This window comes from Rhizomicrobium electricum, from assembly GCF_011762045.1.
GTDB classification, from domain to species: domain Bacteria; phylum Pseudomonadota; class Alphaproteobacteria; order Micropepsales; family Micropepsaceae; genus Rhizomicrobium; species Rhizomicrobium electricum.
Genome location: NZ_JAASQS010000004.1, coordinates 300,789 through 313,259 on the forward strand (window position 1 = coordinate 300,789; position 12,471 = coordinate 313,259).

Sequence of the window (12,471 nt, forward strand, 5' to 3'; positions counted from 1 at the left end):
TAGTCCCGGCTCGGCAGGGCGGCTTCACGCGGACAAGGGGCGGCAACGCCCCTTTCGCTTTTTCAGACCACAATGCCACCGAATGAGGACCCCGAGGGTCACGCCGCAAGGCAAGCAGACATGGATAAGACGATGATCCCTTCGATAAAAGAAATGACCGGCGCCGAAATGGTGATCCAGGCTCTCAAGGACCACGGCGTCGAACATATTTTCGGCTATCCCGGCGGTGCCGTACTGCCGATTTACGACGCGCTGTTTGCTGCCGCCAACGAACTCGTCCATGTCCTTGTCCGTCACGAGCAGGGCGCCGTGCACGCGGCCGAGGGCTATGCCCGGTCGACCGGCAAATGCGGCGTGGCGCTGGTCACCTCCGGCCCCGGTGCCACCAATGCGGTGACCGGCCTTGCCGATGCGCTGCTGGATTCGATCCCGATCGTGGTCCTTTCGGGTCAGGTCGCGACCCATCTGATCGGCACCGACGCCTTCCAGGAATGCGATACCGTCGGCATCACCCGGCCGTGCACCAAGCACAACTGGCTGGTGAAGGACATCGCCGACCTGCCGCGCATCCTGCACGAAGCCTTCCAGATCGCGACCACGGGCCGTCCCGGTCCGGTGGTGATCGACATCCCCAAGGACATCCAGTTCAAGAAAGGCTTCTACGTCGAGCCCGGCAGCGTCAGCCATCGCACCTACAAGCCGCCGTTCGAGGCGGACATCGATGCGATCAGCCAGGCCGTGGCGCTGATGGCGTCGGCCAAGAAGCCGATTTTCTACACCGGCGGCGGCGTCATCAATGCCGGTCCGGCGGCAAGCGAGCATTTGCGCGAACTGGTCGAACTGACCGGCTTTCCGGTGACCTCGACGCTGATGGGCTTGGGGGCCTATCCCGCTTCGGACGACAAATGGCTCGGCATGCTCGGCATGCACGGCACCTACGAAGCCAATTGGGCGATGCACGATTGCGACGTGATGATCGGCCTCGGTGTGCGCTTCGACGACCGCGTGACGGGGCGCATCGACGCCTTCTCGCCGGGCTCGAAGAAGATCCATGTCGACATCGATCCGTCGCAGATCAACAAGAACATCCGCGTCGATCTGCCGATCATCGCCGACGCCGGTCAGGCGATCAAAGCCATGATCAAGGTGTGGAAGCAGAAGGAATACAAGGCCGACAAGAAGGCGCTCGCCGAATGGTGGGAGCAGATCGAACGCTGGCGGGCCAAGAATTGCCTCGCCTACAAGCAGAACGGCAACGGCATCAAGCCGCAATACGCCATCGACCGGCTCTACGAACTGACCAAGAATCGCGACACCTACATCACCACCGAAGTCGGCCAGCATCAGATGTGGGCGGCCCAGCGCTACAAGTTCGAGCAGCCCAACCGCTGGATGACGTCGGGCGGCCTCGGCACCATGGGCTACGGCATTCCGGCGGCGCTCGGCGTGCAGCTTGCCCATCGCGACAGCCTCGTCATCGACATTGCCGGCGAAGGCAGCGTGCAGATGACCATGCAGGAAATGTCGACGGCGGTGCAGAGCAACCTGCCGATCAAGATCTTCATCCTCAACAACCGCTATCTCGGCATGGTGCGCCAGTGGCAGCAGCTCTTGCACGGCGGGCGCTATTCGCACACCTATTCCGAGGCGCTGCCCGATTTCGTCAAGATGGCGGAAGCGTTCGGTTGCGTCGGCATCCGTTGCGACAAGCCGGAAGACCTCGATGCTGCGATCCTGAAGATGATCGATTGCCCCAAGCCGGTGCTGTTCGACTGTATCGTCGACCAGATGGAGAACTGCTATCCGATGATCCCTTCGGGCGCGGCGCACAACGAGATGATCCTGTGCGATGCGGACGAAGAGGCGACGCAGGTTTCCGATGCCGGCAAGATGCTCGTCTGAGCGAGGACCCCATGCGTTATCTCTACATCAAATGGGTACACAAAGACCCCGCCAGTCCGGTGCATCTCTACAGCGAGATCGACGACGACTCCTATGAACGCCGGCGGGTCGAAGTATGGGCCGACGGACGCAAGGGCTATGCCGATGCGAGCGAGGAGAAGGGCGGAACGGCGCTGAGCGTCATGCCGGTTCCCTCGCTGAAGGAAATCGCGGCCCAGCCGGAATTCCTGCCCAAAGAAATTGAAGCCGAAGACTTCCACAAGATATGGCTGAAACGCAGATGAGCACCAACCGAATCGAACGACACACCTTCGCCATCCTGGTCGACAACGAAGCCGGCGTGCTCGCCCGCATCGTCGGCCTTTTCTCGGGCCGCGGCTACAACATCGAAAGCCTGACGGTGGCCGAGATCGATCCCAGCCAGCACACGTCGCGAATTACCATCGTGACCTCGGGGACACCGGAAATCCTCGAGCAAATCCGTGCCCAGATCGGCCGCGTGGTCCCGGTGCACCGCGTCGTCGACTGGACGGTGGACAAGCCTTCGATCGCGCGCGAAATGGCGCTCATCAAAGTTGCCGGAACCGGAGAAAAGCGGGTCGAAGCCTTGCGCATCGCCGACGCTTTCCGCGCGCGGCCCGTGGACACCACCCACACCAGCTTCGTGTTCGAGATCACCGGCAGCCCCGACAAGATCAACCAGTTCGTCGATCTGATGCAGCCGCTTGGTCTGGTTGAGATTTCCCGCACCGGCGTGGCCGCGATTTCGCGCGGACCGGATCCGATGTAATCGCCGGGCTTTTGAGACACGACACATCGTTGTATGAACGGCGCGCTTGCACGCCGGAACGCATTAAGGAGAAGGCCATATGCGCGTCTACTATGATCGGGATGCCGATCTGAAATTCATCTCGTCCAAGAAAGTCGCCGTCATCGGGTTCGGCTCGCAGGGTCACGCCCATGCGCAGAACATGCGCGACAGTGGCGTCAAGGACATCGTGATCGCCGCCCGTCCGGGCAATTCCTGGAAGAAGGCGGAAGCCGCCGGCTTCAAGGTGATGACCAACGCCGACGCCGCCAAGTGGGCCGACGTCATGATGATGACGACGCCCGACGAGTTGCAGGCCGACATCTACAAGGAAGACCTGGCGCCCAACATGAAGCAGGGCGCGGCCCTGTTCTTCGCGCACGGCTTCAACATCCATTTCCGCCTGATCGAGGCGCGCAAGGACCTCGACATCGTGATGGTGGCGCCCAAGGGCCCCGGCCACACGGTGCGCGGCGAATATCTCAAGGGCGGCGGCGTGCCGTGCCTGATCGCGGTGGCGCAGGACGCGACCGGCAACGCCCATGACCTCGGCCTCGCCTATGCCTCGGCGATCGGCGGCGGCCGTTCCGGCATCATCGAGACGACGTTCCGCGAAGAGACCGAAACCGATCTGTTCGGCGAGCAGGTCGTGCTTTGCGGCGGCCTCGTCGAACTCATCCGCAACGGCTGGGAGACCCTGGTCGAAGCCGGTTACGCGCCGGAGATGGCCTATTTCGAGTGCCTGCACGAGGTGAAGCTGATCGTCGACCTGATCTACGAAGGCGGCATCGCCAACATGAACTACTCGATCTCCAACACCGCCGAGTACGGCGAATACGTCACCGGCCCGAAGATCGTCACGCCCGCCACCAAAGAGGCGATGCGCGAAGCCCTCAAGAACATCCAGTCCGGCAAGTTCGCCCGCGATTGGGTGCTCGAGAACAAGGCCGGCCAGCCGTCGTTCAAGGCGACCCGCGCCATCAACAACCAGCACCCGATCGAAGAGGTCGGCGGCAAGCTCAGGGCCATGATGCCCTGGATCGGCAAGAACAAGCTGGTCGACAAGGACAAGACGGGTGGTGAGGGATAAGCCTCATCTCGCCGCGGCGTAGCGCAGCGAAGCCGGGTCGACAAGGATAAGACGGGCGGCGAAGGCTGATCGGCTGTCACGCAGGACATTACGGAAAAGGCGGTGCTCCGGCGCCGCCTTTTTTGTTGGCGCAGATTAGACATCCTCCAATCGGCACCGTCTAACCGGCGTCGCGCCCCCGTGCTAATCTTCCTGCGGTCGGCGGCCACCGCCGATGGGGCTTGCAGCGCATCCGCGCCGCACAAAGGGGGAGATCAATCATGCCGCAAGACGGCTTGTTTTTCCGTGTATTACGTCGCTTCAACATGATCCTGGTCGCGATCATCTGCCTGGCGCTGATCGCGTTCGTCGGCTGGCATCTGTACAAGACGCCTGCGTTACGCGGCAGTTTGCTGGGCTATCATCATGCCATCGCCAAGCCACTGGTGACCAAGGCGCAGGTCGCGATCCAGCCGGAGAATTACGGCACGCCGGACACCATCTATGGTCCGCACCTGAACACCGTGCTGGTGCTCAACCGCAATATGCCGTTCCCGACCGCCGAAGCGCCGGAGGCGTTCGAGAACTATGTGCCGAGGCAGGCGCTCAACATCATGGTGCTGGACGAGAAGACCGGCACCGGCCATTGGCTGTTCGCCGACAACAAGCAGATCATCACCATGCGTGATGCGCTTTACGAAGGCGAAGCGGTCGCCCGCACGACGCCGGCCACCGATACGCGTCCGGTGCTTGGCATGGTGATGGTGGTGGTGCCCGATGCCGCGGCCAAAACGGCCAAGCTGCAAGCGATCTATGCCTGGACCAAGCAGCTCGGGACCGCGAAGAAGCTGGTCGACACGGACGAGATGGTCTCCATCTCCCAGACCGCCGAAAACCGCTATGTGGTGATCTACCGGAAAGGCCCGGCGACGCGATCCGCCACTTATTCGGTGCCGGATTTCAAGCTCCTGTCGGATGTGGAGCTGCCGGCCGCGCCGAAGTAAGCGGCTTCTGCCGTACGACGAAAGGCGGCGCTCCGGCGCCGCCTTTTTTGCATTTTCTGCCCCCGCGGGCGCAAAATTCTCATCACATGTTCGTAGACCGTGGGGGAAGTCCGGCGCAGCCGGAAAGGGGGCTAATTCACTTCTTCGCGAGCCCCCTACGGCGCTTCGCGCCACTTCCCCCGCGATCTCAGTGCGCGTTGAAAAATCGTGTTCGCTCGCGGGGGCAGAAAGACGCGACTGCGGCATTTATGGTATCGACGTGCGAAGGTGCGCGGGCGATCTTCGCGGCGGTCACATAGAGGAAGTTACCGCCAATGTTGAGGTCGTTCGCGTTTGTCGCTGTTGCCGCGCTGGTAATGCCGTCGTTTGCCGGTTCGGTCGAAACCGCCGTGCAACTGCGCGACAAGGCGCTGACCGACACGACGGCCTGGGCCATCGTCGAAACGCTCACGTCCGAGGTCGGGCCGCGGCCGATCGGCAGCGCCGCCTACAATCGTTCGCGCGATTGGGCCGTCGCCAAGCTCACGGCGTTCGGCTTCACCAATGTGCATGTCGAAACCTTCGTCAAACCGGCGTGGAGCCGCGGCGCCGAAAGCGCCGAGATCGTCGGCGCCCATTCGCAGAAGCTTGCGGTGCTCGGGCTCGGCTATTCGGTGCCGACGCCGAAAGCCGGCATCGAAGCGCCGGTCGTTGTGTTCGGCTCCTATCGCGAAATGCTGGCGCAGCCGCCGGGATCGCTCAAAGGCAAGATCGTGCTCGTCAACCAGCCGATGACCCGCACCCAGGACGTTTCCGGGTACGCTGCGGCCGTGGTTGCACGCAACGGCGATGCCGAAGCGGCCATGCGCGGCGCCGTCGCGTATCTGGTGCGTTCGATCGCGACCGGAACCGGCCGTGCTCCGCACACCGGTGCGACCTGGGGACCGGGGCCGCATATTCCGTGCGCCGCGCTCGGCGTGCCCGATGCCGATCTGGTGGCCTCGCTGGCCCGCCACGAGACCGTCCGTATACGGCTGAAACTGCAATCCTCCCTCGACCAGAAGGCGGTGGCGTTCGACGTTTCCGGCGAGATCAAAGGCCGCGAACGGCCCGACGAGGTGATCGTCATCGGCGGCCATCTCGATTCCTGGGATCCGGGCACCGGCGCGCTCGACGACGGCGCCGGGATCGCGATCACCACCGCCGCCGCCAAGCTGATCGGCGATCTTCCCGCCCATCCGCGCCGCACCATTCGCGTCGTCTGGTGGGGCTCGGAAGAGAACGGCGGTTCGTCGGAGGCCTATGCCAAGGCGCATGCGGGCGAGAAGTTCGTCATCGCCGGCGAAGCCGATCTCGGCGGCGATCACGCCTATATGGTGGCCGTGCCGCAGGGCCTGCCGGGTCTCGACGAGGTAATGGCGCCGCTGAAGACGATCGTGTCGCGTGCGATGCCGCGCAACGGCGGAGCCGATATCCACGGATTGGAAGAGGCGGGCGTGCCGGTTCTGGTCGTGCTCAACGATGCGTCGCGCTATTTCGATTATCATCACTCGGCCGACGATACGCTGGCGGTGGTCGATTCCGACGGGTTGAAGCAGAACGTCGCCGTCTGGGCTGGCCTCGTTTACCTGATCGCCGAGTCCGACATCGATTTCCGCAAAGTGCCGGCGGCGAAATAAAATCCGGCCGTTGCATTGGTACTGCAATCCATTTGCAGGCGTGTCCGCCGCTGTCACGCGCGCGGGCACGCGGCCAAGTGCTTGATACGTCTGGCGGCCTTCGAACGGCGTCGCAGGGAAGACGAAATTTCGAAAACTCCCTTGAAGAATGCGGGAGGTTTCCCCATCTAGGCTATATCCCCATTCGTGTAGGCCGCCCCGCTCGCCAAGTCGCGCGCCGTTCGGCATGATGCGGGTGGTGGGACGGTGCGATGGCTGGGTTTTTCAAAGTTCTGTGGCGCATCAATGCGGTACTGGCGTTCGTCGCGCTCGTGGCGGTGATCGGCTTCGTGGTGTTGTTCTCGAAAGAGCGGATCGACCGGCCGCTGCGCGATTATTTCGTGCCGCCGCCGGCCGCGGCGCGCGTTCCGGTCAAGCCGAGCTATCGCTATGAACTCGAAAAGGATTTGCTGATCGGCGCCGATACGGCGCACGAGGACTTCGAGATTTATCGCCTGGTGCGCTGGAACAGGAATGTGCCGGCCACGTCGAATACGTCGGACATCGTCAATCTGTTGGTGAGCGACAAGAAATCCGGCGGCAACAAATGGCTGTTCGCCGGTTTCGACCGCACCATCATCAACCAGGAAACGGTCCTCACCGGCCGCTGGTACTGGCGCGAGCCCGAGGCCGACGACGATGTGCCGGTCGAGATCGTGGTGTTGAAAGTGATCGAGGCGGACACCAACGGCGACGGCGCCCTGACGCTCGACGACCGCCAGACGCTGTATGTCGCCCGCTTCCCGGCGACGGGTCCGGTCAAACTCCTCACCGCCGATGCGGTGTGGTTCACGATGCAGAAGAACAAGGAATACCAGGTCGGCTATCGCGAGAAGGGCGAAGGCTTCCTCGCCACCTACGCGCTGCCCGATTTCACGCTGGTGTCGAAAACCAAGATCGAAGGAATGCCGAATTAGCCGAGGAGTATGCCATGCCTGAAGAGAACCGGTTTTTCCGTTGGGTGTGGCGGTTCAATGCCGTGGTGATCGCACTGGCTGTGCTTGGTCTCCTGGGAATCGCGGCGGCCAGTTTCGTCGTAGGGTATCTGCATCCCTGGCAGAATGAAAAGCCGGAAGGTCATTTCACGCCGGTGCAGAACGCGGCGGAGGCGCACAACACCTATCGCCTGCGTTCAACGGGTACGATTGCATTCTTGAAAGCAGGCGGTGGGCAGGAAGTCGATCTCGTTTTTTCGCTCGGCAATTGGGAAGGCAGCCCGAACGAATACGGATTGCAGCACATCAATAGATCAGGTTCTTACCGCGAGCCTTACAATGCCAATGTGTTGTTGGTGAGTTCCGAGACCGGTGACGGACGGTGGCTTTTCTCCGGTGTCGGCCGCAACATCCTGAGCTGGGATGCGGTGGTCGATCCCACGGCAAAAGATGCTTCCGAAATTGCTTCCGCCGAGCCGCAGGTCGTCTCGGCGCGCGGGCTCAACGGCGGTTTCAGCGCGGCGAAAGCGCTGGTGCTCAAGGTAGTCGATAAAGACACCGATAAGGACGGCGAATTGACGGCGAAGGATGGCCCGTCACTCTACACGTGGCGGCTCGGCGAGAAGACGCCGGTCAAGCTTCTGGATGCCGACCTCGTCACCTCGCAAACTCAGATTGGCGCCGATCGCTACGCCATTTCCTACGAGAGCAAAGGTGCGGCTTTTCTCGCCGTCTATTCGGTGCCAGATTTCAAGCTCGTGATCAAGAAAACGCTGCCGAAGTTACCGGGTTAGCTGTCGTCCCCGCGCCGATGGTGTAAAACGCCGGCCGGTTTCGGCTTGGAGAACGAGATGCACGTCACCGGTCATTGTTATTGCCAGAAGATCAAGTTCGAAGCCGAGGCCGATCCGGCGGCCGTGCTGGTCTGCCATTGCACCGATTGCCAGGAGCTGACCGGCTCGACCTATCGTGTCGTGGTGGCGGCGAAGGACCTGAAGATTCTGTCCGGCACGCCGAAAGTCTGGATCAAGACGGCGGAGTCGGGGCGTCAGAAAGCGCATGCCTTCTGCGCCGATTGCGGTTCGCCGATTTATTCCGGCGCCCCCGATGGCAGTCTCGCCGCGGTCACCTTGCGCGTTGGCACGCTCGATCAGCGCCGCGAACTGGAGCCGCACAAACAAATCTGGACCCGCTCCGCACTGCCTTGGGCGCTCGATCTGCACGAATTGCCGGGGAACGAGAAACAGTAACACCTGTCATCCCCGGCGGAGCAAGCGCAGCGCAGCGACGGGAAGGGGACCCAGGTGCGAGCGTTGTCGCGACGAAGAAGGTTTGGCACAGTGCCATTCCTTCAACGAAAGCCATTGGGGCGGGACCTGGGTTCCCTTCCCCTCGGAATCTTCGCTGCGCTCGATCCCTCGGCCGGGAATGACAGTTATTTTTTCGCGGCCGATCGGCCGCCGCGCCTCGTGGCGCGAGCCCCGCGGCGTTTGAGCGAAAACTACGTCGGATTTTCCAAACTGAACGTCTCGCTCTCCGCGTCGTAGGAGAACAGTTCCGCATACCGCCCCCAGCTGGTGACGGCGCGCAGGGTTTCGTCGGCGGCGTCGTCGGTGAAACGGTCTTCGAGTTCGTCGATGAAGCGGCGGCGCGGCGCGGTGTGGCTGGCGCGTTCGTCCAGGACTTTGCGGATATGCGCCGCGAACGGCACGTTGGCGATCAGCGCCCGCTGGAAGATTTCCTTGCGGGTCTGATTTTCGGATTCGGCGAAGTGCCGGCCGAGCGGCGTCAGGCGTACGTCGCCGCCTTCCATGTCGCCGAGGCGCAGCATCTGCAAGGCTTCGGTCATCGGAAACAGCTCGTCGACTTCGAGCTGCAGGTCGGAGGCGATGTCGGGCAAGTCGGCCTTGCCGTGATACGGCGGCGCGTTGAGCGCTTCGATCAGGCCCGCCAGCGCGCTGGTGGACGAACGATGGATCGGCGCGTCGGGAATGAAGCCGACGGCCGGCAGGTTGCGCTGGCGTTCGATCCGCCGCGAGGTCATTTCGACATAGATGCGGTCGACGCAGTCCTCGAAGTTGGGGTCGGCGCGGTCGCGCGGATGGACCAGGTCGATCTTGATCTCGGTGGTGACGCGTCCGGGGTTGGAGGAGAAGATCAAGGCGCGGTCGCACATCTGCACCGCTTCCTCGATATTGTGGGTGACGAGCAGGATCGATTTGATTGGCAGTTTTTTCTGCTGCCACAGCTCGATCAGATCGGTGCGCAGGTTTTCGGCGGTCAAGACGTCGAGCGCCGAGAACGGTTCGTCCATGAGGAGAATGTTGGGATGCACGACAAGAGCGCGGGCAAAGCCGACGCGCTGGCGCATGCCGCCGGAAAGCTCGCGCGGATAGGCGCTTTCGTAGCCGTCGAGGCCGATGAGGTCGATGGCTTCCAGGGCGCGGGTGCGGATTTCCTTGTCCGGCAGGCCCAAGGCTTCGAGCCCGAGCTGCACGTTTTCGAGCACCGTCAACCAGGGAAACAGCGCGAAGCTCTGGAACACCATCGAGATGCCGCGCGCCGGCCCGTCGATCGGATTGCCGAGATAGGAGAGCGTGCCGCCTTGCGGCTGGGCGAGGCCGGCGATCAAGCGCAGCAAGGTCGATTTGCCCGAACCGGAACGGCCGAGCAGCCCGACGATCTCGCCCTCTTTCAAGGTGAGATTGACGCCGTCGAGCACCAACAGTTGATCGCCGCCCGGCCGCGCAAACGAGCGGCGCACATTGGCGACATCGAGGAGAACGGTATTGTCCATTGCTCGTCTCCTTCCAAGGCGCTTTCAGGAAAAGTGGGCCGTTAGCGACAGCGTATAGCGGCGGTTTTCCGTCCGAAAGCGCGACAACAAAAAGCCTAAGCCAGCCGGAACTTGCGTTCCGCATACCAGTAGAGCGGACGCCAGAACAGGCGGTTGATGATCACGACGAATATGCACATCGTGAGGATCCCGATCACGATGCGCTTGAAATCGCCCGCCGAGGTCGCATCCGCGATATAGGCGCCGAGGCCGTAGGCGTGCAGCGATTTGTTGCCCCAGCTTACCACTTCGGCGACGATGGCCGCGTTCCACGATCCGCCCGAGGCGGTGATGGCGCCGGTGACGTAATACGGCATCACGGCGGGCAGGCCGACCGTCTTCCACCACAGCCAGCCTTTGACCTGGAAATTGGCGGCGGCGTCTTTCAGTTCGCGCGGCAGCGCGGAGGCGCCGGCGATGACGTTGAACAGGATGTACCACTGCGTCCCCAACACCATCAGCGGCGACAGCCAGATATTGGGATTGAGGTTCCACGCCACGATCAGCGACACCGCGATGGGGAAGACGAGGTTGGCGGGAAAGGCGGCGAGGAACTGGGCGACCGGCTGGATCACCCGCGCCAGCCGCGGCCTCAGGCCGATATAGACGCCGAGCGGCGTCCAGATCGCACTGGCGAGCGCGATCAGCACCATCACCCGCACCATGGTGGCCATGCCGCGCAGTCCGGCATCGAGCAAGTCCGGCCAGCGGAACGAGGTGCCGACGAAGTGCACCACATGCCATGTCACCCAGGCGGTACCGGCGGTGAGAAGTCCGTACCAGACGATGTCGCCGATCCGCGACCGATGGCTTTCCACGGCGACCGCCCGCGGCCGGACCGGCGATTTCAACGTCCAGCTCCAGCGCATCAGCCGGGCAAAGGGGTGCGACAGGGCGTCGAACAGGCGGGAGCGGCGGTACATGGTCAGCGCCCAGCTTTCCGGCTCCTCGTCGCTCGGCTCGGAATCGATGCGGAAGCGGTCGGCCCAGGCCACCAGCGGCCGGAACAAAAGCTGGTCGAAGATCACGATCACCACCAGCATGGCGCCGATGGCATAGAGAATCGCACTGAGATCGCGGGCGGCGATGGCGGTCTGAATATAGGAACCGATACCCGGCAGGGCGATGGAAGTCGGCCCGACGCTGATCGCCTCCGAAGCGACCACGAAGAACCAGCCGCCGGACATGCTCATCATCATGTTCCAGACCAGCTGGGGCAGGCCGAACGGCGCCTCGATCCGCCAGAACCGGGTCCAGCCGCTGAGGCCGAACGTCTTGCCCGCTTCGGTCAGCTCCGGCGGCACGGTCCGCAAGGACTGGTAGAAGCTGAACGCCATATTCCACGCCTGGGACGTGAAAATGGCAAAAACTGCAGCAATTTCAGCGCCTAAGATGCGTCCCGGCGCCAGCGACAGGAAGAATACCACGGTCACCGAGATGAAACCGAGGATGGGGACCGACTGCAGGATGTCCAGCAGCGGAACCAGCAGCATTTCCGCCCGCCGGGATTTGGCCGCCCACGTCGCATAAGTGAGGGTGAACAACAGCGAAAACACCATTGCCGCCAGCATCCTGAGGGCCGTCCGGAAGGCGTAATGCGGCAGATTGCTGGGATCGAGGGCGATGGTTTTGGCGGTTGCGGTGGTGAGCGGCGCGAGCAGCTCGCGGCTGGCCTCGGCCAAAAGCACGATGGTGCCGAACACGATAAGAACGGCCAGCACGTCCCACGCACGCGGCATGAGCCGTCTTGTCTCGATCGAGACGGGAGCCAGGATTTTCATGCTGGAAGCGCTCGGGAACGCGAGGCGCACGTAACCACGCGGAGCGGGGATCGGCAAAATGAAAGTTCGGTCACAACCGGCGATTTTCCGCCCTTTTCTGCCGCTTTCGAGGGCGGTTAATTTTCGCCGCAGGAACAGGCGTTTGACTTGCGCCCTGCGACAGTTCCGGCATAAATAGCCCGGCAAAGCGAGGACCCACTCGTCCTGTTCACAGGCGCTTAAGGGCGATTCGTTAAAGGTTTAGCGAGCTGATAACTCGGCGGGCGGAACGGCGATCCGGCGATGACGCAAGGTGTGATCAGGCATGACGAAGACTGCGGGTTCTCCGCAGGCATGCTTGCGCGCGCGCGTACGCCCCGTCCTTCCCTCGGTTTGCCGCGTTGCGAGCTTCTCCTCCTTAGATGCCCCTAGGCGCCGGCTGATGCGGATGAATTCGCAT

Annotated in this window: 11 protein-coding genes; 9 read left to right on the forward strand and 2 right to left on the reverse strand. The window is 62.7% G+C overall.

Annotated elements, in window-relative coordinates; all coding sequences use genetic code 11:
* Positions 1-132 precede the first annotated feature (132 nt).
* The 9 genes from FHS84_RS09535 (at position 133) to FHS84_RS09575 (ending at position 8,665) form a co-directional block, all read left to right on the forward strand.
* Complete coding sequence (locus FHS84_RS09535; RefSeq protein WP_166933402.1) at positions 133-1,902, forward strand: acetolactate synthase 3 large subunit; 1,770 nt, start codon at positions 133-135, stop codon at positions 1,900-1,902.
* Between the two features lie 11 nt (positions 1,903-1,913).
* Positions 1,914-2,186: a DUF6881 domain-containing protein gene (locus FHS84_RS09540; RefSeq protein ID WP_166933405.1), complete on the forward strand. Its 273-nt coding sequence runs from the start codon at positions 1,914-1,916 to the stop codon at positions 2,184-2,186.
* Positions 2,183-2,692, forward strand: coding sequence for an acetolactate synthase small subunit (ilvN, locus tag FHS84_RS09545; protein WP_208393783.1), 510 nt, complete (start codon positions 2,183-2,185; stop codon positions 2,690-2,692). Before FHS84_RS09540 ends, ilvN begins: the two co-directional genes overlap by 4 nt.
* Before the next feature lie 79 nt (positions 2,693-2,771).
* Positions 2,772-3,800 carry a ketol-acid reductoisomerase gene (ilvC, locus tag FHS84_RS09550; protein ID WP_166933420.1) on the forward strand — a complete coding sequence of 343 codons (1,029 nt, stop codon included), beginning with the start codon at positions 2,772-2,774 and terminating at the stop codon, positions 3,798-3,800.
* 260 nt (positions 3,801-4,060) lie between these two features.
* Positions 4,061-4,783 carry a hypothetical protein gene (locus tag FHS84_RS09555; protein ID WP_166933422.1) on the forward strand — a complete coding sequence of 241 codons (723 nt, stop codon included), beginning with the start codon at positions 4,061-4,063 and terminating at the stop codon, positions 4,781-4,783.
* Between the two features lie 314 nt (positions 4,784-5,097).
* Positions 5,098-6,441: a M28 family peptidase gene (locus FHS84_RS09560; protein ID WP_166933424.1), complete on the forward strand. Its 1,344-nt coding sequence runs from the start codon at positions 5,098-5,100 to the stop codon at positions 6,439-6,441.
* A gap of 251 nt (positions 6,442-6,692) precedes the next feature.
* Positions 6,693-7,397, forward strand: a complete 705-nt coding sequence (locus FHS84_RS09565) for a hypothetical protein (RefSeq protein WP_166933426.1) — start codon at positions 6,693-6,695, stop codon at positions 7,395-7,397.
* 62 nt (positions 7,398-7,459) lie between these two features.
* Positions 7,460-8,209: a hypothetical protein gene (locus FHS84_RS09570; RefSeq protein ID WP_166933430.1), complete on the forward strand. Its 750-nt coding sequence runs from the start codon at positions 7,460-7,462 to the stop codon at positions 8,207-8,209.
* A 57-nt stretch (positions 8,210-8,266) separates the two neighbouring features.
* On the forward strand, positions 8,267-8,665 hold the full coding sequence (locus FHS84_RS09575; RefSeq protein ID WP_166933433.1) for a GFA family protein: 399 nt from the start codon (positions 8,267-8,269) through the stop codon (positions 8,663-8,665).
* 251 nt (positions 8,666-8,916) lie between these two features.
* Here the strand turns inward: FHS84_RS09575 and FHS84_RS09580 are convergent, their stop codons facing one another.
* Together FHS84_RS09580 and FHS84_RS09585 are read right to left on the reverse strand one after the other, a co-directional pair.
* Entirely contained in the window at positions 8,917-10,212 is a 1,296-nt protein-coding gene (locus FHS84_RS09580; protein WP_166933436.1) for an ABC transporter ATP-binding protein, read from the reverse strand.
* A gap of 95 nt (positions 10,213-10,307) precedes the next feature.
* Positions 10,308-11,990 (reverse strand): ABC transporter permease, encoded by a 1,683-nt coding sequence (locus FHS84_RS09585; protein WP_208393784.1) that lies wholly within the window; start codon positions 11,988-11,990, stop codon positions 10,308-10,310.
* Between the last annotated feature and the right edge of the window lie 481 nt (positions 11,991-12,471).

Bases quoted from the DNA above. Each gene is read 5' to 3' on its own strand.
- FHS84_RS09540 (WP_166933405.1), top strand. From the start codon at position 1,914: ATGCGTTATCTCTACATCAAATGGGTACACAAAGACCCCGCCAGTCCG.
- FHS84_RS09555 (WP_166933422.1), top strand. From the start codon at position 4,061: ATGCCGCAAGACGGCTTGTTTTTCCGTGTATTACGTCGCTTCAACATG.
- FHS84_RS09535 (WP_166933402.1), top strand. From the start codon at position 133: ATGATCCCTTCGATAAAAGAAATGACCGGCGCCGAAATGGTGATCCAG.
- FHS84_RS09585 (WP_208393784.1), bottom strand. From the start codon at position 11,990: ATGCCGCGTGCGTGGGACGTGCTGGCCGTTCTTATCGTGTTCGGCACC.
- FHS84_RS09565 (WP_166933426.1), top strand. From the start codon at position 6,693: ATGGCTGGGTTTTTCAAAGTTCTGTGGCGCATCAATGCGGTACTGGCG.
- ilvN (WP_208393783.1), top strand. From the start codon at position 2,183: ATGAGCACCAACCGAATCGAACGACACACCTTCGCCATCCTGGTCGAC.
- FHS84_RS09580 (WP_166933436.1), bottom strand. From the start codon at position 10,212: ATGGACAATACCGTTCTCCTCGATGTCGCCAATGTGCGCCGCTCGTTT.
- ilvC (WP_166933420.1), top strand. From the start codon at position 2,772: ATGCGCGTCTACTATGATCGGGATGCCGATCTGAAATTCATCTCGTCC.
- FHS84_RS09575 (WP_166933433.1), top strand. From the start codon at position 8,267: ATGCACGTCACCGGTCATTGTTATTGCCAGAAGATCAAGTTCGAAGCC.
- FHS84_RS09560 (WP_166933424.1), top strand. From the start codon at position 5,098: ATGTTGAGGTCGTTCGCGTTTGTCGCTGTTGCCGCGCTGGTAATGCCG.